Origin of the sequence: Klebsiella sp. PL-2018 (assembly GCF_019048985.1) — a bacterium.
Classification (GTDB): domain Bacteria; phylum Pseudomonadota; class Gammaproteobacteria; order Enterobacterales; family Enterobacteriaceae; genus Klebsiella; species Klebsiella michiganensis.
Window position 1 is genome coordinate 1924476 of sequence record NZ_CP077673.1, and the last position, 18621, is coordinate 1943096.

Below are 18621 nucleotides of genomic sequence, written 5' to 3' on the forward strand. Positions count from 1 at the left end.
CGTCATTTCCCCGAAAACATCAATGTGAAAGATAGTTTTTAAACGCGTCGGTCTGCGGATGCGCGAAGCAGCCGGCATCACCTTGTTCAACGATATGGCCATTTTCCATATAGACCACGCGGCTGGCTGTTTTGCGCGCCACTTCCACTTCGTGGGTGACGATAACCTGCGTAATACCGGTTTCAGCCAGTTCGCGGATAATACTGACGATCTGGGCGGTGATTTCTGGATCGAGCGCCGCCGTGGGTTCATCGAACAGCAGAACCTGCGGTTCCATCATCAGGGCGCGGGCAATAGCGACGCGCTGCTGCTGGCCGCCGGAAAGATGCAGCGGGTAGCGATCGCTATAGGGTTTCAGGCGCAGACGTTCGAGCAGCTTTTCAGCGCGGGCGAGAGCCTGATCTTTGCTCAAACCGAGCACGCGGCAGGGAGCTTCAATCAGATTTTGCTGCACGGTCAGATGCGGCCACAGATTGTACTGTTGGAAAACCATACCCACGTTCTGGCGCAGCTCGCGAATGGCTTTGTCAGAAGGCGCTTTGGTAAAGTCGAAATGATTTCCGGCGATATGCAGCGTACCGGAACGCGGCATCTCCAGCAGATTGAGGACGCGCAGCAGCGAGCTTTTACCGGCACCGCTTGGGCCGAGCAGCACCAGCGTTTCCCCCTGCGGGCAATCCAGCGTGATGTCGAACAGCGCCTGGTGTGCGCCGTAGAAGCAATTAATGCCGTTTAATTTTATGCTCATCTGGGCAGTCTGATACATATAGCAATTGAGGCCGCAAATAGTACCTTTGGCAGAATAGTTATGCAATATTTATGCGTTAAAAGTTAAATGTAAACCATGTTTACATTTAAAGTTAGCACAAAATATGGCTTCGTGAAGGTGGGATAAGTCAATGTCGGCATTACCAGCGGAAATGCCGACATTTTACCGGGGTTATTTCATTCGGCCCGAGCGGCCCAACGCCTGGATTAGCGTTTTTCCAGACTCTGACGCAGGGTGCCCGCCGGCGCATGGGCGTTGTTGCCGAGGTAGCGCACGTCATCCACGGCCCAGCACTGGCCTTCCTGAATCATCAGCACTTCGTCTTTCCAGCTTTGGGTGCCCTGTTTCAGCTCCACGCGCAGGGGAATATTGCGCGCGTCGCGATTAGGGATGGTGGAGGCGCTGGCGACATCGGCGCTGTCGGCTGGCGTTGTGCTACTGGAGAAAAGATTCGACTGCAGCAGGGCGTTGTTAGACGGGTCCTGACGCGCGTCGTTCAGCAGTTTTGCCAGACCGTCGCTCAGGTATGGGCGCAGCGCGGTTAAATCGCTGTTGCGGTGCTGTACCTGGTAGTCATAAAACTTCTGCGCTACGTCATCCGGGCCGCCTTCGATGCAGGGGCCGCTGCGGGTGCCGTTATCTTTGTACGCAGGCGTGACGGTAGTACAGGCGCTGAGCGCCAGCGCGCAGGGGAGGACTAATGCAAGAACTTTGTAGCGCATGATGATTTCCTTATGAGCTCACTACGTTAGAATATCTTTTCAAGCATAGTGTATCAGATAGGGATTGTGCTTGACCCTTAGAGCTAACGCATTGAACGCTAAAGAAGGAGTTTCATCATGCAATTTTCCACCACTCCGACCCTCGAAGGTCAGCCCATCATTGAATACTGCGGCGTCGTCACGGGGGAAGCGATTCTCGGCGCCAACGTATTCCGCGATTTTTTCGCCAGCATCCGCGATATCGTCGGCGGTCGTTCCGGCGCCTATGAAAAGGAGCTGCGTAAGGCCCGTGAAATTGCGTTTGAAGAGCTGAGCGAGCAGGCGAAGGCGCTGGGTGCCAATGCGGTGGTCGGGATTGATATTGACTACGAAACCGTAGGTAAAGATAGCAGCATGCTGATGGTCAGCGTTAGCGGCACCGCGGTGAAGACCCGCCGATGAGAGCTTGCCGGGCAGGCGTACTGCTGGCGCTGCTGCTGGCGGGCTGCGCCAGCGAAAAAGGTATTATCGATCGCGATGGCTATCAGCTGGATACGCGCCATCCGGCGCAGGCGGCTTATCCGCGCATCAAAGTGCTGGTGATTCACTACACCGCCGATGATTTCGACGTTTCGCTGGCGACGCTGACGGATAACCAGGTGAGCTCTCACTACCTGATCCCGGAGAAACCGCCGCTGCACGGAGGCAAACCGCGGATCTGGCAGCTGGTGCCGGAAGAGGAACTGGCCTGGCATGCGGGCGTCAGCTTCTGGCGCGGCAGCACGCGCATTAACGACACTTCGATTGGCATCGAGCTGGAGAACCGCGGCTGGCAAAAAACGGCGGGGGTGAAAAGCTTTACGCCGTTTAATCCGGCGCAGATTGACGCCCTGATCCCGCTGGCGAAAGATATTATCGCCCGCTACCACATCGCGCCGCAGAACGTGGTCGCCCATGCGGATATCGCGCCGCAGCGCAAAGACGATCCGGGGCCGCTGTTCCCGTGGCGCAGGCTGGCCGAGCAGGGGATTGGCGCATGGCCTGATGCCCGGCGCGTGGCATTTTATCTGCAGGGCCGTCCGTCATACGAGCCGGTAGACGCCGCAGCGCTGCTGGACGTCCTGGCGCGCTACGGCTATCAGGTGACGCCGGAAATGACGCCAGCGCAGCAGAAGCGGGTCATTATGGCTTTCCAGATGCACTTCCGTCCCGCGCGCTGGGACGGGGTTGCCGATGCGCAAACCCTGGCGATAGCCGAAGCGCTGCTGGAAAAGTACGGGCGCGGTTAATAGTGCAGCTTGCCGTGGTCCTTCAACCACGCGGCGGTGCGGAGAATCCCTTCATCCATCGTGATGACCGGCTGATAGCCTAGCTCCTGCTGGGCGCGGGAGATATCAAGAGTAAAATCAAAGTTCAGCTTAGAGACGCCGTAGTGGGTAAATGCGGGCTCTTTCGCTGACTTATTGCCAAAGCGCTCCATGCTGCGGGCGATGATATCCAGCATGGGATAGGGAACCGAACGGATGCGGCACTTAATCCCCAGCTCGTCTATGAGTTTCTGCACAATGCTGTGCAGGGTTTGCGGTTCGCCGTTAGTAATGTTGTACGCGCGGGCCGAGGGCAGAAGGTCACTCTGCGGCTGGCTGGCGAGCCACATCGCGTGTACCGCGTTTTCATAGTAGGTCATATCCACCAGCGCGCTGCCGCCGCGCGGCAACAGGACGCTGCCGTAGTGCTGCATCATCTGCGCCAGGCGCGGGATAAACACTTTATCATGCGGGCCAAACAGGCTTTGCGGACGCAGGATTGTAAAACGGGTATTTGGGTTGGCCTGCGCCAGCAGATTGATCACATCTTCGCTTGCCGCCTTGCTGCGGGCGAATTCGTTGGCGAAACGCTGCGGGCGGAAATCCTCCGCAACATCGCGATGATGGTGATAATCAAAATAGAGCGACGGCGAAGAGATATGCACGAAGTTGCGCACGCCCCAGGCAACCGCCCACTCGCCGAGACGCCGGGTCGCGCGCACGTTAGCTAAATCGAAGGCCTGCTGGGTGCCCCACGGCGAGGTAAAGCTGGAACAGTGCCACAGGGTATCGATACCGGCGAGCATCACTTTGGCCTGCGAAGAGACCAGCTCGGTTAAGTCCGCAGGGACGAACTCTGCGCCCATTTTGCTCAGAAGCTTGCCCATCGCTTCGTTGCGCCCGGTCGCTCTGACGCTAATGCCCCTGTTACGCAGATATTCCACCGCGTTGCGGCCCAATCCGCTGGTCGCACCGGTAACCAGTACCTTCATATCGATCCACTGTTTAACAAAAGAATTTCGTGCGCATTTTTCCGTGATTCTGACTACGATGCAATGAGAATCATGAAAGAATTCTGCACCTATACTCTATTTGATGGTGATTTGCTCCGCCAGGTGGGCGATGCGTCGCGCCATACCGCGAAAAATAAACAGATGCGCCGGGATCATCAGCAGCCAGTAGAAAAGCCCCGGCATACCGTGCGGGTGCCACCAGGCGCGCACGTCCAGTTCGCGATGATCGCCTTTATCGCGCAGGGTAAAGCTCAGGCGGCCAAGGCCGGGCGCTTTCATGCCGAATAACAGCGTCAACTGCTTTTCCGGCTCGACGATAATCACCTTCCAGCTGTCCACCGCATCGCCGGTCTGCAGATATTCATTTTCCGGGCGACCTTTTGCCAGCCGGTGACCGACCAGCAGATCCATCACCCCGCGTGTTTTCCACAGAGCGTTGCCGAAGAAATAGCCCTCTTTGCCGCCAATTTGGTTGACTACCTTCCACAGCGCAGCAAGGCTGGCGGAAGTGTTAACGGTACAGCCTGCCTGTTTCGGATAGTAGCCGTACTCGGGCCGCCAGCGGGCGAAGGCCTGCGCATCGTAGCCCCAGTCGCTGGAGTTCACCAGCTGCTCCTCTTCTTTAAGCGTAAGGCGCACCGCTTCATCAAACGCGATAAGCGGTTGAGGAATTAAGGCCCGCAGGGCCCGATCGTCGGCAATCAGATCGTGCTTTAGCCCCTGGATCAGCGCTTTGGCCGTGGTTGGCGGCACTGAGGTAATGACGTTGAGAAACCACACCGAAATCCAGCGGGTCGGGAAAGGGATGGGGATCAGCGGGCGGCGTTTGCCGCTGACCGCCATAAAGCGGATGAACTGCTGCTGATAGCTCAAAATTTCCGGTCCGGCGGCTTCAAACACCCGATGCTCGCGGGCCGGATGGTTTAGCAGCTGCAGCAGATAGTAGAGTAAATTTTCCAGCGCAATCGGCGTGGTGCGCGAGCGCACCCAGCGCGGCGGCGTCAGCACCGGCAGGTTGTAGACCATATCGCGCATCACTTCGAAGGCGGCGGAACCGGCGCCGACGATAATGCCGGCGCGAACTTCCGCTACCGGAACGCCTGATTCGCGCAGCAGATCGCCGGTGATCTGGCGGGCGCGCAGATGATCGGATTGCTCCTGCTTCTCCACCTGTAAGGAACTGAGAAAGATGACTTCGTTCACCGGCGACTTGCGCAGCGCGTCGCGAACGTTGAGGGCGACCCGCCGTTCGTGGCGGATAAAGTCGCCGCCTTCGCCCATCCCGTGCACCAGATAGTAAACGGTATCAGCCTGCGCCAGCAGGGCGGGTAGCGCGTCCGGCTGGTTTAAATCGAGCGAATAGCACTCGACGCCGGGGAGCTGCTGTTTTTTAAGCCTGTCGATCTGGCGTGCCGCCGCCAGCACGGTGAAGCCCTGCTCGCTGAGCCTTTTCACCAGATGCTGGCCGATATAACCGCTGGCGCCAAGCACCAGAATTCGCTGCGACACGCCGGACTCCTTAACGGTTTAAAAATGCCTGCCAGTGGCTAACCACCTCGGTGAGCTGCTGGCGGTTAACGTCAATATGCGTCACCAGGCGCACGATGGGCGAGGCGTTGATCAGCACCCCGCGTTCGCGCAGATACTCGCCCAGCGCGGCGGCGCGCGCTTCACCGACGCGAACAAACAGCATATTGGTATCATGACGCGTCACCTCGGCGCCGGCGGCGCGCAGCTGCTCCGCCATCCACGCGGCGTTGTCGTGATCCTCTTTTAAGCGCGCGACGTTGTTCTGCAGGGCATACAGGCCCGCGGCCGCCAGAATACCGGCCTGACGCATCCCGCCGCCGACCATTTTCCGCCAGCGGATAGCGCGGTGAATGTACTCTTCGCTCCCCACCAGCAGCGAGCCTACCGGCGCGCCGAGTCCTTTAGACAGGCAGATGGTGAAGGAGTCGCAGTAGCGGGCGATCTCGCGCAGCGCGCAGCCGTATTCCACGACGGCGTTAAAAATACGCGCCCCGTCAACGTGCAGTCCCAGGCCGCGCTGGCGCGTAAACTCCCAGGCTTCTTTGAGATATTCACGCGGCAGCACTTTGCCGTTATGGGTGTTTTCCAGCGACAGCAGCCGGGTAGGGGCGAAATGGATATCGTCCGGTTTGATTTTGGCCGCGACTTTATCCAGCGGCAGGGAACCGTCCGCTGCGGCATCGATTGGCTGCGGCTGGATGCTGCCAAGCACCGCCGCGCCGCCGGCTTCGTAGAGATAGTTATGCGCGCCCTGGCCGACGATATACTCTTCGCCGCGCTGGCAGTGGCTGAGCAGGGCGACCAGGTTGGCCTGGGTGCCGCTAGGCAGGAAGATAGCGGCCTCTTTGCCCGCCAGGTCGGCGGCAAAGCGCTGGAGTTCGTTAACGGTCGGGTCATCGCCATACACGTCATCCCCGACCGGGGCGGCCATCATGGCTTCCAGCATGGCGCGGCCCGGACGGGTAACGGTATCGCTGCGTAAATCTATCATGTCATATCCTTATACACTTCATCCTTCGCGCTGCCCCGGCGTGGGCTGCACCCTCAAACCCCGGTCACAGAGTTATCTCTGCGCCCGGGGATTTTCGGCCTTGCCGCCTTGAGGCAACACGAATAATTTTGCGTATGAATTGAAAAGGATATTTTTACCTTAGCCAGTTAGTTTTCGCCAGTTCGATAACTTCGTCGCCGCGGCCGCTGATAATCGCGCGCAGCATATAAAGGCTGAAACCTTTGGCCTGCTCCAGTTTAATTTGCGGCGGCATCGCCAGCTCTTCACTGGCGACGACCACATCCACCAGGACCGGGCCATCGGTAGCGAAAGCGGTTTGCAGCGCTTCATCAACCTCTGACGCGCTTTCAACACGTATGCCCTTGATGCCGCACGCTTCGGCGATGCGGGCAAAGTTGGTGGCGTGAAGTTCAGTGCCGTCTGTCAGATAGCCCCCGGCCTTCATCTCCATCGCCACGAAGCCCAGTACGCTGTTATTGAAGATAACGATCTTCACCGGCAGCTTCATCTGCGCCAGCGAGAGAAAATCCCCCATCAGCATGCTGAAGCCGCCGTCGCCACACATTGCCACAACCTGACGGTCAGGGGCGGTGGCCTTCGCACCGATGGCCTGCGGCATGGCGTTAGCCATTGACCCATGGTTGAACGATCCGAGCAGGCGACGCTTGCCGTTCATCTGCAAATAGCGCGCGGCCCAGACGGTCGGCGTACCCACGTCGCAGGTAAAGATGGCATCGTCGTCGGCATAGTGGCTGATGCGCTGCGCCAGATACTGCGGATGAATTGTTTTGTCGCTGGGCTTCGCCAGGTCATCAAGCCCCTTGCGCGCGTCGCGATAGTGTTCCAGCGCTTTATCGAGGAACTTACGGTCGGTTTTCTCCTCAAGATGCGGCATCAGCGCGCTGAGGGTCGATTTAATATCGCCGACCAGCGCCATATCCACTTTACTGTGGGCGCCAATACTGCCGGGATTGATATCAATCTGAATGATTTTCGCGTCCGTCGGGTAGAAGGCGCGATAGGGGAACTGGGTGCCGAGCAGCACCAGGGTGTCAGCGTTCATCATGGTGTGGAAGCCGGAGGAGAAGCCAATCAGCCCGGTCATCCCCACATCATAAGGGTTGTCGTATTCTACGTGCTCTTTGCCGCGCAGCGCGTGAACGATAGGCGCTTTGAGCTTCGCGGCGAAGTCTACCAGCTCTTTATGCGCCCCGGCGCAGCCGCTGCCGCACATCAGGGCGATGTTGCTTGAATAGCGCAGCAGCTGGGCCAGCTTTTTCAGCTCTTCTTCCGCCGGCGTCACCTGCGGCAGCGGCGCGTGGTACCAGTGGCTGCTGGCGCTTTCCGGCGCGGCTTTCAGCGCAACGTCGCCGGGAAGCACCACTACCGAGACGCCGCGGTTAATCACTGCTTTGCGCATGGCGATGGCCAGCACCTGCGGGATCTGTTCCGGGGTTGAGACCAGTTCACAGTAGTGACTGCATTCCCGGAACAGCTCCTGCGGATGCGTTTCCTGAAAATAGCCGCTGCCGATTTCGCTGGAAGGAATATGGGCGGCGATGGCCAGAACCGGAACGTGATTGCGGTGGCAGTCGAAAAGGCCGTTAATCAGATGCAGGTTGCCCGGCCCGCAGGAGCCTGCGCAGACCGCCAGTTCGCCGGTAAGCTGCGCTTCCGCCCCGGCGGCGAAGGCGGCCACTTCTTCATGGCGCGTGGGCATCCAGTCGATGGTCCCCATACGGTTCAGGCTGTCGCTTAAGCCGTTGAGCGAATCCCCGGTTACGCCCCAAATACGTTTAACGCCAGCCTGTTCAAGAGTTTTGGCAATGTATGCCGCCACGGTCTGTTTCATGGTTCTCCATCTCCTTTTTGTGATAACGCTTACAAGCTTAGATGAAACTGCCAGTTACGCCCGCTTTCACCTCTCATTTTCCGCTGGTTTTTTTCAGCGAAAACTCCGCATAATCTGAGCTCACATAAAGTGGTAAACAGGAATCATTTCAAATGGTTAAATCGCTGTTAAATGCTGTTAATAAACTGCTATCCCATGACGATTTCGGCAAACTCTTGTTACGACTTGCCGTTGGCGGGCTGATGCTGTTTCACGGGTTGCATAAGCTATTTGATGGCGTAGGGGGAATCAGCAATATGCTGGTAGCAAAAGGATTGCCGGGGTTTATCGCTTATGGGGTTTTAGTGGGCGAGGTGGTAGCGCCTTGCCTGCTGATTCTGGGAGTGCTTACGCGTCCGGCGGCGCTGGTGCTGGCGTTTACGATGGTCGTGGCCTGGCTGATGGTCGGGACGGGCAAAACCTTTGCGCTGGATGCGGTAGGCGCGTGGGCGATTGAGAGCCTGGTCTATTTCTTTGTGGGCGCGCTGGCGATTGCCTTCCTCGGGGCAGGGCGCTATGCCATCGCCGGCAATTCAGCCTGGCGGTAAACGTTGCCGGATGGCGTTGCGCCATCCGGCAGTTGAGGGTTAAGCCAGTACTAAATCACCCTGCGGGTGGCAGGAGCAGGCCAGCACGTAGCCTTCAGCGATTTCCGCATCGGTTAACGTCATGGTACTGCTGACGGTATATTCTCCGGAAACCACTTTGGTTTTGCAGCAGCCGCAGACGCCTGCGCGACAGGCGACGGTAACCGGCACCTTATTGCTTTCCAGCGCTTCGAGCAGCGTGGTGCCGACCGGCGCGTAGAACGCTTTCGCCGGCTGCAGTTTGGTGAACTTCAGGCCGCTGGTAGCGGCTTCGGCTACCGGCGTAAAGAACTGCTCTTTAAAGAAACGCGTCGCGCCCAGCGCTTTCACCTCCTGCTCAACCCAATCCATATACGGCACCGGGCCGCAGGTCATCACGGTACGAGAGGTCAGATCCGGTACGCTTTTCAGCAGATCGGTCGTCAGTCGGCCAGAAACAAAACCGTGGGTGGCATTGTTTTCAGCGACTAAGGTCACCGGATATTCGCGCCATTCGTCGGCAAAAATAACATCTTGCGGTGAACGAACGTTAAAGATCACCTGCACATCGGCCTGCGGGCGGTACTTTGCCAACCAGCGACGCATTGACATGATTGGCGTAACGCCGCAGCCAGCAGCCAGCATCAGGAACTTATCTTCAGCCTTATCTTCACAGGTAAATTCACCCATGGCATCGGACAGCCAGATATAGTCGCCGCGCTTCACGTCGCGGGTCAGCCACTGTGAGCCTGCGCCATCGTCAATCCGACGGATGGTCAGCGTGATGTACTCGCTTACTCCCGGCGTCGATGAAATGGTGTAAGCACGCAGCGTCTCCGCTGAATTACGTACGCTGACCAGTGCATACTGCCCGGCACGGTACGGATAATAGTCGTGGCACAGCAACGAAATTGTCCATACATCCGGCGTTTCCTGATGGATGTGATGAACCTGCATCCGCCATGGGCACTGATGAGTTGGCATTGTCATTCTTTACTCCTTACGCGCTCAGCAGCTGCTTCATGTCTTCTTCAACGGTGGTCACGGAACGCAGACCGAATTTCTCGTTGAGAACGGCCAGCAGGTCCGGCGTGAAGAAGCCCGGCGCCGTCGGGCCGGTGACGATATTTTTCACGCCCAGCGACAGCAGGGTCAGCAGAATAACAATCGCTTTCTGTTCAAACCAGGAGAGCACCAGAGACAGCGGCAGGTCGTTCACGCCACAACCCAGTTTCTCAGCCAGGGTGACCGCCAGGATGATGGCAGAGTAAGCGTCGTTACACTGACCGGCATCGACCAGACGCGGCAGACCTTCGATATCGCCGAATTCGAGTTTGTTGAAACGGTATTTACCGCAGGCCAGGGTCAGGATCAGGCAGTCGTCCGGTACGCTGGTGGCGAAATCGGTGAAGTAGTTACGTTCGCCGCGCGCCCCGTCGCAGCCGCCCACCAGGAAGATATGGCGCAGTTTTTCACGGCTCACCAGGTCGATCAGCGTATCAGCCGCGCCCAGCAGGGTCTGACGACCGAAGCCAACGGTGATCAGGTGCGGGATCTCGCTGTACGGGAAGCCCGCCATCTGCTGCGCCTGGGCGATAACCGGGGCGAAATCTTCGCCTTCCAGATGATTGACGCCTGGCCAGCCGACGATGCTGCGGGTCCAGATACGGTCGTCATAGGCGCCGACGGTTGGGTCGATGATGCAGTTAGAGGTCATCACAATCGGGCCAGGGAAGCGGGCAAACTCAACCTGCTGGTTTTGCCAGCCGCTGCCGTAGTTACCAATCAGATGCTTGAATTTACGCAGTTCCGGGTAACCGTGCGCTGGCAGCATTTCACCGTGGGTGTAGACGTTAACCCCGGTACCTTCGGTTTGCTCCAGCAGGTTGTACAGATCTTTCAGGTCATGGCCGGAAATCAGAATGCATTTGCCTTCGGTCGCTTTGACGTTGACCTGAGTCGGGGTGGGGTGACCATATTTGGTGGTCTCGCCAGCGTCCAGAATGCTCATCACTTTGAAGTTCATCTGGCCGATTTCCATCGAGCACTCCAGCAGCGCGTTCATATCGGCAGGCCAGGTACCGAGCCACGCCATGATTTTATGGTACTGGGCGTAGATGTCGTTGTCGTACTGACCCAGAACGTGCGCGTGCTCCATATAAGCCGCAGCGCCTTTCAGGCCGTACAGGCACAGCAGGCGCAGGCCGAGAATGTTCTCGCCGATGGCCGCTTTGTCTTTGTTCGGGGTGAATTCCGCCGCCTGGCGCTGCAGGTCGCCCAGATCGTCGCTCGCCAGCTGCAGATCGGCCATCGGGTTGTTAACCGTCGCGTGGGCATCAATATTCAGGCACTGGGCTTTCAGCGCTTCACGCAGGGTGATGGCCTCGCGCGCATAGCCAACGATACGCGGGGAATCGAAGTTAACGTTGGTCAGCGTGGAGAAAAAAGCGCGCGGCGCAAAGCTATCGATGTCGTGGTCGATGATGCCGTATTCACGGGCTTTAAGCGCCCAGGCGGAGAGCCCCTGCAGAGAGGCAATCAGCAGATCCTGCAGATCGGACGTTTCGGCCGTTTTCCCGCACATACCCTGCGCGTAAGAGCAGCCGTTCCCTGCCGGGGTACGGATGGTTTGTTCACATTGCACACAAAACATGGTCACACCTTTTTAAAGTTATATTTAATATACATGTTTAAGATTATGCCCGAGCGCGAGAAGAGAAAAGGTATTTCTGATACAACTTACGGGGAGATTGATTTAGCGCAAAATTGGCGGCAGAAGACTACCGCCAGAGAGGTATTAAGCGGAGAAGAAAGCCATCAATATGGGCACCAGCAGACTGAGAATGAAGCCATGAACGATGGCCGCCGGCACAATCTCCACCCCGCCAGAGCGTTGCAGTACCGGCAGCGTAAAGTCCATTGATGTCGCGCCGCAAAGGCCCAGCGCGGTGGAACGGCTGCGGCGCACCAGTCCGGGGATAAGCATTATCGCCAGCAGCTCGCGGGCAAGATCGTTAAAGAAGGCGGCGCTGCCAATTACCGGGCCATAGGATTCGGTCAGCAGGATCCCGGAGAGCGAATACCAGCCAAACCCGGAAGCCATGGCCAGCCCGGTTTTTAGCGGCAGGTCGAGAATAAAGGCGTTGATGATACCGCCCAGCAGTGAACTGACCATGACCACTACCGCGACAATCATTCCGCGGCGATTCAGTACGATCTGCCGCAGCGTCATGCCATTATTGCGCAGTTGAATACCGATGAGGAACAAAAGGAAGATCAGGGTATATTCGCTGGCCTCGGTGGCGTGTTGTAAAAAGGATATGCCGCTCAGACCAATCAGAAAACCAATAAATACCACGCCGCATAGCTGAAGGGATTCCAGAGCCATTGCTAGACGGGAGGGTAATTTTTCCTGACGATGATGATTTTGCCAGGGCATTTTTTGCTCGAGCCACATCAGGGCGGCAATATTGCACAGCAGAATAATAACGACGCTGACCGCCGCATAATGAAGGATCGCCAGGAGGTTGCTGGCCAGATTATCCAGGAAGGCCAGGCTAATACCCATAAAAAAGAGAATAACGTAGACAATCCAGCTCAGAAGTCGCGCGATGAGTTTAAGGGCTGATGGCCGATGAAGAGGAATAAGATAGCCTATAACCAACGGCAGCAGAATGATTAAAAGTCCCGAAAACATGAACGACCTGGTCCTTGCAGAATGAAAATAGCGCCCCTGACACTACCCAAATCGCCGGACTGAGTAAAGTGGTGGAAAAAAAGAAAGGCCCGGCAGCACCGGGCCTCAAGAAAAGTGGGGGAAGTTTAGCTGCGTTTTTCCAGCAGGGTGCGGTAGAGCACGCCGCCGAGAATGCCGCCGATAATCGGCATCACCCAGAATAGCCACAGCTGCTGCAGCGCCCAGCCGCCCTGAAATATCGCTACCGCGGTACTGCGCGCCGGGTTTACCGACGTGTTGGTGACCGGAATGCTGATCAGGTGGATAAGCGTTAGCGCCAGGCCAATAGCGATAGGAGCGAAGCCGGCCGGTGCGTTTTTATCCGTGGCGCCGTGAATGACCAGCAGGAAGCCGCAGGTCAGGACGATCTCAATCACAATAGCGGAGAGCATGGAGAAACCGCCGGGAGAATGTTCGCCATAGCCGTTCGATGCGAATCCGCTAGCGGCGGCGTCAAAGCCCGCTTTACCGCTGGCGACAACGTACAGAATAGCGGCGGCGATAATACCGCCGACAACCTGGGCGATAATATAACCAATCACGTCCCTGGCCGGGAAACGACCGCCGGCCCATAAACCTAAAGTTACCGCCGGGTTAAAGTGTCCGCCGGAAATATGACCGACGGCATACGCCATGGTTAATACGGTTAAACCGAAAGCCAGCGCGACGCCGGCAAAACCAATTCCCAGCTCAGGGAATGCCGCAGCCAGAACGGCGCTGCCGCAACCACCAAATACCAGCCAGAATGTACCAAAGCATTCTGCTGCTAATTTTCTAAACATAACCACCTCAATAAAAACGTAAACGCGCACGAGTTTTCGTGCCGGCCTTTATTTTCGCCACAAAGAATGACGACCAGAATAAAGCGACGCTATTCTAGGGACGATCGCCACCTTGGGACCAGTTAAATAAATTGATGTAATTTGATTTAGAACAATGCGCTGGGATTCCTTTTCATGTCGGATTTTTTAAAAGTGTAGAACAAAAACGGTTAAAAAAACGACTTTCAATGATGAATGCGTTTCTCAATTAAGTGAAGTACGGCGCATCACATTCCCCCCTGCAGCCATGAGCGATTCGCAGACGCCCGGAGTGTCATGTTGATGCTCACCTCGCTATACTGCTGATAACTGAAGGAGATAGTCGCCACTGAGCGGAGGGCATATGCATCTTGAGCGCGTAGAAATAGTCGGTTTTCGCGGCATTAACCGATTATCGTTGATGCTTGAACAAAATAACGTGCTGATTGGCGAAAATTCCTGGGGTAAATCCAGCCTGCTGGATGCCCTGACGCTGCTCCTGTCGCCGGAGTTCGACCTCTATCATTTTGTTCGGGAAGATTTTTGGTTTCCGCCCGGCGATATTCAGGGGCGCGAGCATCATCTGCATATCATCCTGACCTTCCGTGAAAATGAACCCGGTCGCCATCGGGTTCGACGCTATCGTCCTCTCAGCAGCTGCTGGGTTCCCTGCGACGATGGCTATCAGCGCGTTTTCTATCGCCTGGAGGGGGAGCTTGCCGATGACGACAGCGTGATGACCCTGCGCAGCTTTATTGATGGTGAAGGGAAAGCGCTGGAGCTTGACGATATTGATGAACTCGCCCGTCACCTGGTACGGCTGATGCCGGTTCTGCGGCTACGCGACGCCCGTTTTATGCGGAGGATCCATAACGGTACCGTGCCGCATTCGCCGCAGATCGAGATTACCGCCCGCCAGCTCGATTTTCTCTCCCGCGAGCTGGTGCATCATCCGCAAAATTTAACCGATGGGCAGATCCGCCAGGGGCTGTCGGCTATGGTGCAATTGCTGGAGCACTATTTTGCCGAGCAGAGCAGCGCGCAGTCGCGCCATCGTCTGATGCGCCGTCATTCACATGATGAACAGCGCAGCTGGCGCTATCTGGACATCATCAACAGGATGATCGACAAACCCGGCGGGCGCAGCCATCGGGTGATTTTATTGGGGCTGTTTTCGACTCTGCTGCAGGCGAAAGGCACGGTAAGGCTCGATCGCGATGCGCGGCCGCTCTTGTTGATTGAGGACCCGGAAACCCGGCTGCATCCTATTATGCTGTCGGTGGCCTGGCATTTGCTCAATTTACTGCCGCTGCAGCGGGTGACGACAACGAACTCCGGCGAACTGCTGTCATTAACGCCCGTCGAGCACGTCTGTCGGCTGGTGCGTGAATCTTCACGAGTGTCGGCCTGGCGGCTGGGGCCCGGCGGGATGAATGCGGAAGACAGCCGGCGCATCGCGTTTCATATTCGCTTTAACCGTGCTTCATCGCTGTTTGCCCGCTGCTGGCTGCTGGTGGAGGGGGAGACGGAAACCTGGGTTATCAACGAGCTGGCCCGCCAGTGCGGCCATCACTTTGATGCGGAAGGGGTGAAGGTCATTGAGTTTGCCCAGTCGGGTTTGAAGCCGTTGATTAAATTCGCCCGGCGAATGGGTATTGAGTGGCATGTGCTGGTGGATGGCGATGAAGCCGGGAAGAAATACGCCGCCACCGTTCGCAGTTTGTTGAATGACGATAAAATGCTGGAGCGAGACCATCTCACCGCGCTACCGGCGATGGATATGGAGCATTTTATGTACCGTCAGGGCTTCGACGATGTTTATCACCGGGTCGCGCAGCTGCCGATGAATATACCCATGAATATGCGGCGGGTGATCACCAAAGCGATTCACCGTTCGTCAAAACCGGACCTGGCGATTGAAGTGGCTATGGAGGCCGGGCGGCGCGGGGTTGACGCCATTCCAGCACTGCTGAAAAAAATGTTCTCTCGCGTGCTATGGCTGGCGCGCGGACGCGCGGATTAGCGCTGGCCGCTGTTTCTCTCTTTCTGCCGGGCGATCCATCCCGGCAGGTCTTCATCTGCACACCCTCAACTTCAGTTAAACAAAAATGAAGCGCATCTAAAAATGCGCGTTATTCTATTGCCGCATTTAGATAGAATTGTCGCGGGTTCTGCGGGTTAAAACATCAGGAATTGTTATGAAATTAAATGGAAAGCGCAGGAAAGTTTGGTGGCTGCTGGCGATTGTCGTGCTGGCCCTCGCCGTCTGGGGATGGCGAATTCTGAATGCGCCGCTGCCGCAGTATCAGACGCTGGTGGTGCGTAAAGGCGACCTTCAGCAGAGCGTGCTGGCGACCGGTAAGCTCGATGCGTTGAAAAAAGTGGACGTCGGGGCGCAGGTGAGCGGGCAGCTAAAAACGCTGCGCGTCGAGATTGGCGACAAAGTGAAAAAAGACCAGCTGCTGGGGGTTATCGACCCGGAGCAGGCGGAAAACCAGATAAAGGAAGTCGAAGCGACGTTGATGGAGCTACGGGCGCAGCTGAACCAGGCGCGCGCGGAACGTAAACTGTCTGCGGCGACGCTGGCTCGTCAGCAGCAGCTGGCGCAGCGGCAGCTGGTCTCTCGCCAGGACCTCGATACCGCCGCGACCGACTTAGCGGTCAAAGAGGCGCAAATCGGCACGATTGAAGCCCAGGTCAAACGCAATCAGGCGACCCTGGATACGGCCAAAACCAACCTCGACTACACCAAAATTCTGGCGCCGATGTCCGGAGAAGTGACGCAAATCACCACCCTGCAGGGGCAGACGGTGATTGCCGCCCAGCAGGCGCCGAATATTTTGACCCTGGCCGATCTCAGCACCATGCTGGTGAAGGCGCAGGTCTCGGAAGCGGACGTCATTCATCTTAAGCCGGGGCAAAAGGCCTGGTTTACCGTACTGGGCGATCCGCTGACGCGCTATGAAGGAACGCTGAAGGATATTCTCCCGACGCCCGAAAAGGTCAACGACGCTATTTTCTACTACGCCCGTTTTGAAGTGCCGAACCCGCAGGGCATCTTGCGTCTGGAGATGACCGCCCAGGTGCATATTCAGCTCTCAGAAGTGAAAAATGTTATTACCATCCCGCTGAGCGCGCTGGGTGAGGCCATCGGCGATAACCGCTATCACGTGCGTCTGCTGCGTACCGGTGAAGTTAAAGAGCGTGAAATCGTTATCGGCGCGCGTAACGACACCGATGTGGCGGTGGTGAAAGGGCTGGACGAGGGGGATGAAGTCATTATCGGCGAAGGTGCGGCCGGAGCGGCGAAATGACGGCGTTACTGGAACTGCGTGATATTCGCCGCAGCTACCCCTCCGGCGATGGCAACGTTGAGGTGCTGAAAGGCATTACGTTGAACATTGCCGCCGGTGAGATGGTGGCAATCGTCGGCGCGTCCGGCTCCGGGAAATCCACGCTGATGAATATTCTCGGCTGTCTGGACAAACCGACCGGCGGTACCTACCGGGTCGCGGGAACGGACGTGGCTCGTCTCAACGGCGACGAGCTGGCGCGCCTGCGGCGGGAACATTTCGGTTTTATTTTCCAGCGCTATCACCTGTTATCGCATCTCACCGCGGCGCAGAACGTGGAAGTTCCTGCGGTTTATGCCGGCGCCGAGCGCAAAGCGCGCCTTGCCCGGGCCCATGAGCTGCTGGTTCGGCTGGGGCTGGGCGACAGAGCTGAATATCAGCCTTCGCAGCTCTCCGGCGGCCAGCAGCAGCGGGTGAGTATCGCCCGTGCCCTGATGAACGGCGGGGAAGTGATTCTGGCGGATGAGCCAACTGGTGCGCTGGATAGCCGCTCCGGCGAAGAGGTCATGGGGATCCTTCACCAGCTAAAAGCGCAGGGGCATACGGTGATTATCGTCACCCATGACCCGCAGGTAGCGGCCCAGGCGGAGCGGGTGATTGAGATCCACGACGGTGAAATCGTGCGTAATCCGCCCGCGCTGAGCCCGGCGCAAGGCGGCGTACTGCGCCAGCGCACGGCGGCCGAACCGTCGGCGTGGCGTCAGTTCAGCAGCGGCTTTCGCGAAGCGCTGATCATGGCCTGGCGCGCGATGGCGGCAAATAAAATGCGTACGCTGCTGACGATGCTCGGGATTATTATCGGCATCGCATCTGTGGTGTCGATTGTGGTGGTGGGCGATGCCGCGAAGCAGATGGTGCTGGCCGATATCCGCGCCATCGGCACCAATACCATTGATGTATATCCCGGCAAGGATTTCGGCGATGACGATCCCCGCTATCAGCAATCGCTCAAGTACGATGACCTGTTAGCTATTCAGAAACAGCCGTGGGTGAGCTCGGCGACCCCTGCGGTATCAAAAAGCCTGCGCCTGCGGGCGGATAATATCGACGTTGCCGCCAGCGCCGAGGGCGTAGGGGCGCAGTACTTTAACGTCTACGGCATGACCTTTAGCGAAGGCAATACCTTTAACGAGCTTCAGCTAAATAGCCGCGCGCAGGTGGTGGTGTTCGACAGCAACGCGCGCCGACAGCTATTTCCGCACAAAGCGCGGGTCGTCGGCGAAGTGATTCTGGTCGGCAATATGCCTGCGACGGTGATCGGCGTGGCGGATGAAAAACAGTCAATGTTCGGCAGCAGCAAAATTCTGCGCGTCTGGTTGCCCTATACCACGATGGCTGGCCGGGTGATGGGGCAGTCGTGGCTGAATTCCATCACCGTGCGCGTCAATGAAGGCTACGACAGCGCGGTTGCCGAGCAGCAGCTGTTGCGTCTACTGGAACTGCGTCACGGTAAGAAAGATGTTTTCACCTGGAATATGGACAGCATCTTGAAAACGGCGGAACGGACCACACATACATTACAGCTGTTTCTGACGCTGGTGGCGGTGATTGCGCTGGTGGTCGGCGGGATTGGCGTGATGAATATTATGCTGGTCTCCGTCACCGAACGCACGCGGGAGATCGGTATCCGTATGGCGGTCGGGGCGCGGGCCAGCGATGTCTTACAGCAGTTTTTGATCGAGGCGGTGCTGGTTTGCCTGGTTGGCGGGGCGCTGGGCGTCACGCTTTCGCTGCTGATTGCCTTTGTATTACAGCTGTTTTTACCCGGCTGGGAGATCGGTTTTTCACCGTTGGCGCTATTGACCGCGTTTTTATGCTCCACGCTGACCGGGGTGCTGTTTGGCTGGCTACCGGCGCGCAATGCGGCTCGTCTGGACCCCGTCGACGCCCTGGCGCGCGAGTAGCGATAAAAAAATGCCAGTCAGAAGGACTGGCATTTTGCT

16 protein-coding genes are annotated in these 18621 nt (G+C 57.4%); 6 read left to right on the plus strand and 10 right to left on the minus strand.

Going from position 1 to position 18621, the window contains the following annotated elements:
• Positions 1-19: 19 nt before the first annotated feature.
• Positions 20-748 carry an arginine ABC transporter ATP-binding protein ArtP gene (artP, locus tag MKleb_RS08940; RefSeq protein WP_004111834.1) on the minus strand — a complete coding sequence of 243 codons (729 nt, stop codon included), beginning with the start codon at positions 746-748 and terminating at the stop codon, positions 20-22.
• Between the two features lie 227 nt (positions 749-975).
• Positions 976-1491 (minus strand): lipoprotein, encoded by a 516-nt coding sequence (locus MKleb_RS08945; RefSeq protein ID WP_004849391.1) that lies wholly within the window; start codon positions 1489-1491, stop codon positions 976-978.
• A 117-nt stretch (positions 1492-1608) separates the two neighbouring features.
• On the opposite strand from MKleb_RS08945, the gene MKleb_RS08950 reads away from it, so the two are divergent.
• The gene (locus MKleb_RS08950) at positions 1609-1932 is read left to right on the plus strand and encodes a heavy metal-binding domain-containing protein (RefSeq protein WP_004100606.1); all 324 of its coding nucleotides are present in this window, start codon (positions 1609-1611) and stop codon (positions 1930-1932) included.
• Positions 1929-2759 (plus strand): N-acetylmuramoyl-L-alanine amidase, encoded by an 831-nt coding sequence (locus MKleb_RS08955; protein ID WP_014837943.1) that lies wholly within the window; start codon positions 1929-1931, stop codon positions 2757-2759. The genes MKleb_RS08950 and MKleb_RS08955 overlap by 4 nt, the downstream gene beginning before the upstream one ends.
• On the opposite strand, the gene MKleb_RS08960 is transcribed toward MKleb_RS08955, so the two are convergent.
• The 4 genes from MKleb_RS08960 to poxB form a co-directional block, all read right to left on the minus strand.
• Positions 2756-3769 carry an NAD-dependent epimerase/dehydratase family protein gene (locus MKleb_RS08960; RefSeq protein ID WP_009653274.1) on the minus strand — a complete coding sequence of 338 codons (1014 nt, stop codon included), beginning with the start codon at positions 3767-3769 and terminating at the stop codon, positions 2756-2758. The genes MKleb_RS08955 and MKleb_RS08960 overlap by 4 nt on opposite strands.
• Before the next feature lie 96 nt (positions 3770-3865).
• Positions 3866-5299 carry a DUF2867 domain-containing protein gene (locus MKleb_RS08965; RefSeq protein ID WP_025108288.1) on the minus strand — a complete coding sequence of 478 codons (1434 nt, stop codon included), beginning with the start codon at positions 5297-5299 and terminating at the stop codon, positions 3866-3868.
• A gap of 10 nt (positions 5300-5309) precedes the next feature.
• A complete protein-coding gene (gene ltaE, locus MKleb_RS08970; protein ID WP_025108289.1) occupies positions 5310-6311 on the minus strand; it encodes a low-specificity L-threonine aldolase in 1002 nt (333 codons plus the stop codon).
• A 154-nt stretch (positions 6312-6465) separates the two neighbouring features.
• Complete coding sequence (gene poxB, locus MKleb_RS08975; protein WP_025108290.1) at positions 6466-8184, minus strand: ubiquinone-dependent pyruvate dehydrogenase; 1719 nt, start codon at positions 8182-8184, stop codon at positions 6466-6468.
• Between the two features lie 152 nt (positions 8185-8336).
• On the opposite strand from poxB, the gene MKleb_RS08980 reads away from it, so the two are divergent.
• Positions 8337-8771, plus strand: coding sequence for a DoxX family protein (locus MKleb_RS08980; RefSeq protein WP_025108291.1), 435 nt, complete (start codon positions 8337-8339; stop codon positions 8769-8771).
• 39 nt (positions 8772-8810) lie between these two features.
• Here MKleb_RS08980 and hcr read toward each other — a convergent pair whose 3' ends face one another.
• The 4 genes from hcr to aqpZ all read right to left on the minus strand — a co-directional run bounded on the left by hcr (position 8811) and on the right by aqpZ (position 13307).
• Positions 8811-9779 carry an NADH oxidoreductase gene (gene hcr / locus MKleb_RS08985; protein WP_025108292.1) on the minus strand — a complete coding sequence of 323 codons (969 nt, stop codon included), beginning with the start codon at positions 9777-9779 and terminating at the stop codon, positions 8811-8813.
• Between the two features lie 10 nt (positions 9780-9789).
• Positions 9790-11442, minus strand: coding sequence for a hydroxylamine reductase (gene hcp / locus MKleb_RS08990; protein WP_025108293.1), 1653 nt, complete (start codon positions 11440-11442; stop codon positions 9790-9792).
• A 144-nt stretch (positions 11443-11586) separates the two neighbouring features.
• A complete protein-coding gene (locus tag MKleb_RS08995) occupies positions 11587-12486 on the minus strand; it encodes a LysO family transporter (RefSeq protein ID WP_004849412.1) in 900 nt (299 codons plus the stop codon).
• A 125-nt stretch (positions 12487-12611) separates the two neighbouring features.
• Positions 12612-13307: an aquaporin Z gene (aqpZ, locus tag MKleb_RS09000; protein WP_004849414.1), complete on the minus strand. Its 696-nt coding sequence runs from the start codon at positions 13305-13307 to the stop codon at positions 12612-12614.
• A gap of 382 nt (positions 13308-13689) precedes the next feature.
• Here aqpZ and MKleb_RS09005 point away from each other — a divergent pair, with 382 nt between their 5' ends.
• The 3 genes from MKleb_RS09005 (at position 13690) to macB (ending at position 18582) form a co-directional block, all read left to right on the plus strand.
• A complete protein-coding gene (locus MKleb_RS09005) occupies positions 13690-15348 on the plus strand; it encodes an ATP-dependent endonuclease (RefSeq protein ID WP_217076583.1) in 1659 nt (552 codons plus the stop codon).
• Positions 15349-15523: 175 nt separating this feature from the next.
• Positions 15524-16639: a macrolide transporter subunit MacA gene (gene macA, locus MKleb_RS09010; RefSeq protein WP_014228619.1), complete on the plus strand. Its 1116-nt coding sequence runs from the start codon at positions 15524-15526 to the stop codon at positions 16637-16639.
• Positions 16636-18582: a macrolide ABC transporter ATP-binding protein/permease MacB gene (gene macB, locus MKleb_RS09015; RefSeq protein WP_217076585.1), complete on the plus strand. Its 1947-nt coding sequence runs from the start codon at positions 16636-16638 to the stop codon at positions 18580-18582. Before macA ends, macB begins: the two co-directional genes overlap by 4 nt.
• The last annotated feature ends 39 nt before the right edge of the window (positions 18583-18621 follow it).

Bases quoted from the DNA above. Each gene is read 5' to 3' on its own strand.
- artP (WP_004111834.1), bottom strand. From the start codon at position 748: ATGAGCATAAAATTAAACGGCATTAATTGCTTCTACGGCGCACACCAG.
- MKleb_RS08945 (WP_004849391.1), bottom strand. From the start codon at position 1,491: ATGCGCTACAAAGTTCTTGCATTAGTCCTCCCCTGCGCGCTGGCGCTC.
- MKleb_RS08950 (WP_004100606.1), top strand. From the start codon at position 1,609: ATGCAATTTTCCACCACTCCGACCCTCGAAGGTCAGCCCATCATTGAA.
- MKleb_RS08955 (WP_014837943.1), top strand. From the start codon at position 1,929: ATGAGAGCTTGCCGGGCAGGCGTACTGCTGGCGCTGCTGCTGGCGGGC.
- MKleb_RS08960 (WP_009653274.1), bottom strand. From the start codon at position 3,769: ATGAAGGTACTGGTTACCGGTGCGACCAGCGGATTGGGCCGCAACGCG.
- ltaE (WP_025108289.1), bottom strand. From the start codon at position 6,311: ATGATAGATTTACGCAGCGATACCGTTACCCGTCCGGGCCGCGCCATG.
- poxB (WP_025108290.1), bottom strand. From the start codon at position 8,184: ATGAAACAGACCGTGGCGGCATACATTGCCAAAACTCTTGAACAGGCT.
- MKleb_RS08980 (WP_025108291.1), top strand. From the start codon at position 8,337: ATGGTTAAATCGCTGTTAAATGCTGTTAATAAACTGCTATCCCATGAC.
- hcr (WP_025108292.1), bottom strand. From the start codon at position 9,779: ATGACAATGCCAACTCATCAGTGCCCATGGCGGATGCAGGTTCATCAC.
- hcp (WP_025108293.1), bottom strand. From the start codon at position 11,442: ATGTTTTGTGTGCAATGTGAACAAACCATCCGTACCCCGGCAGGGAAC.
- MKleb_RS08995 (WP_004849412.1), bottom strand. From the start codon at position 12,486: ATGTTTTCGGGACTTTTAATCATTCTGCTGCCGTTGGTTATAGGCTAT.
- aqpZ (WP_004849414.1), bottom strand. From the start codon at position 13,307: ATGTTTAGAAAATTAGCAGCAGAATGCTTTGGTACATTCTGGCTGGTA.
- MKleb_RS09005 (WP_217076583.1), top strand. From the start codon at position 13,690: ATGCATCTTGAGCGCGTAGAAATAGTCGGTTTTCGCGGCATTAACCGA.
- macA (WP_014228619.1), top strand. From the start codon at position 15,524: ATGAAATTAAATGGAAAGCGCAGGAAAGTTTGGTGGCTGCTGGCGATT.
- macB (WP_217076585.1), top strand. From the start codon at position 16,636: ATGACGGCGTTACTGGAACTGCGTGATATTCGCCGCAGCTACCCCTCC.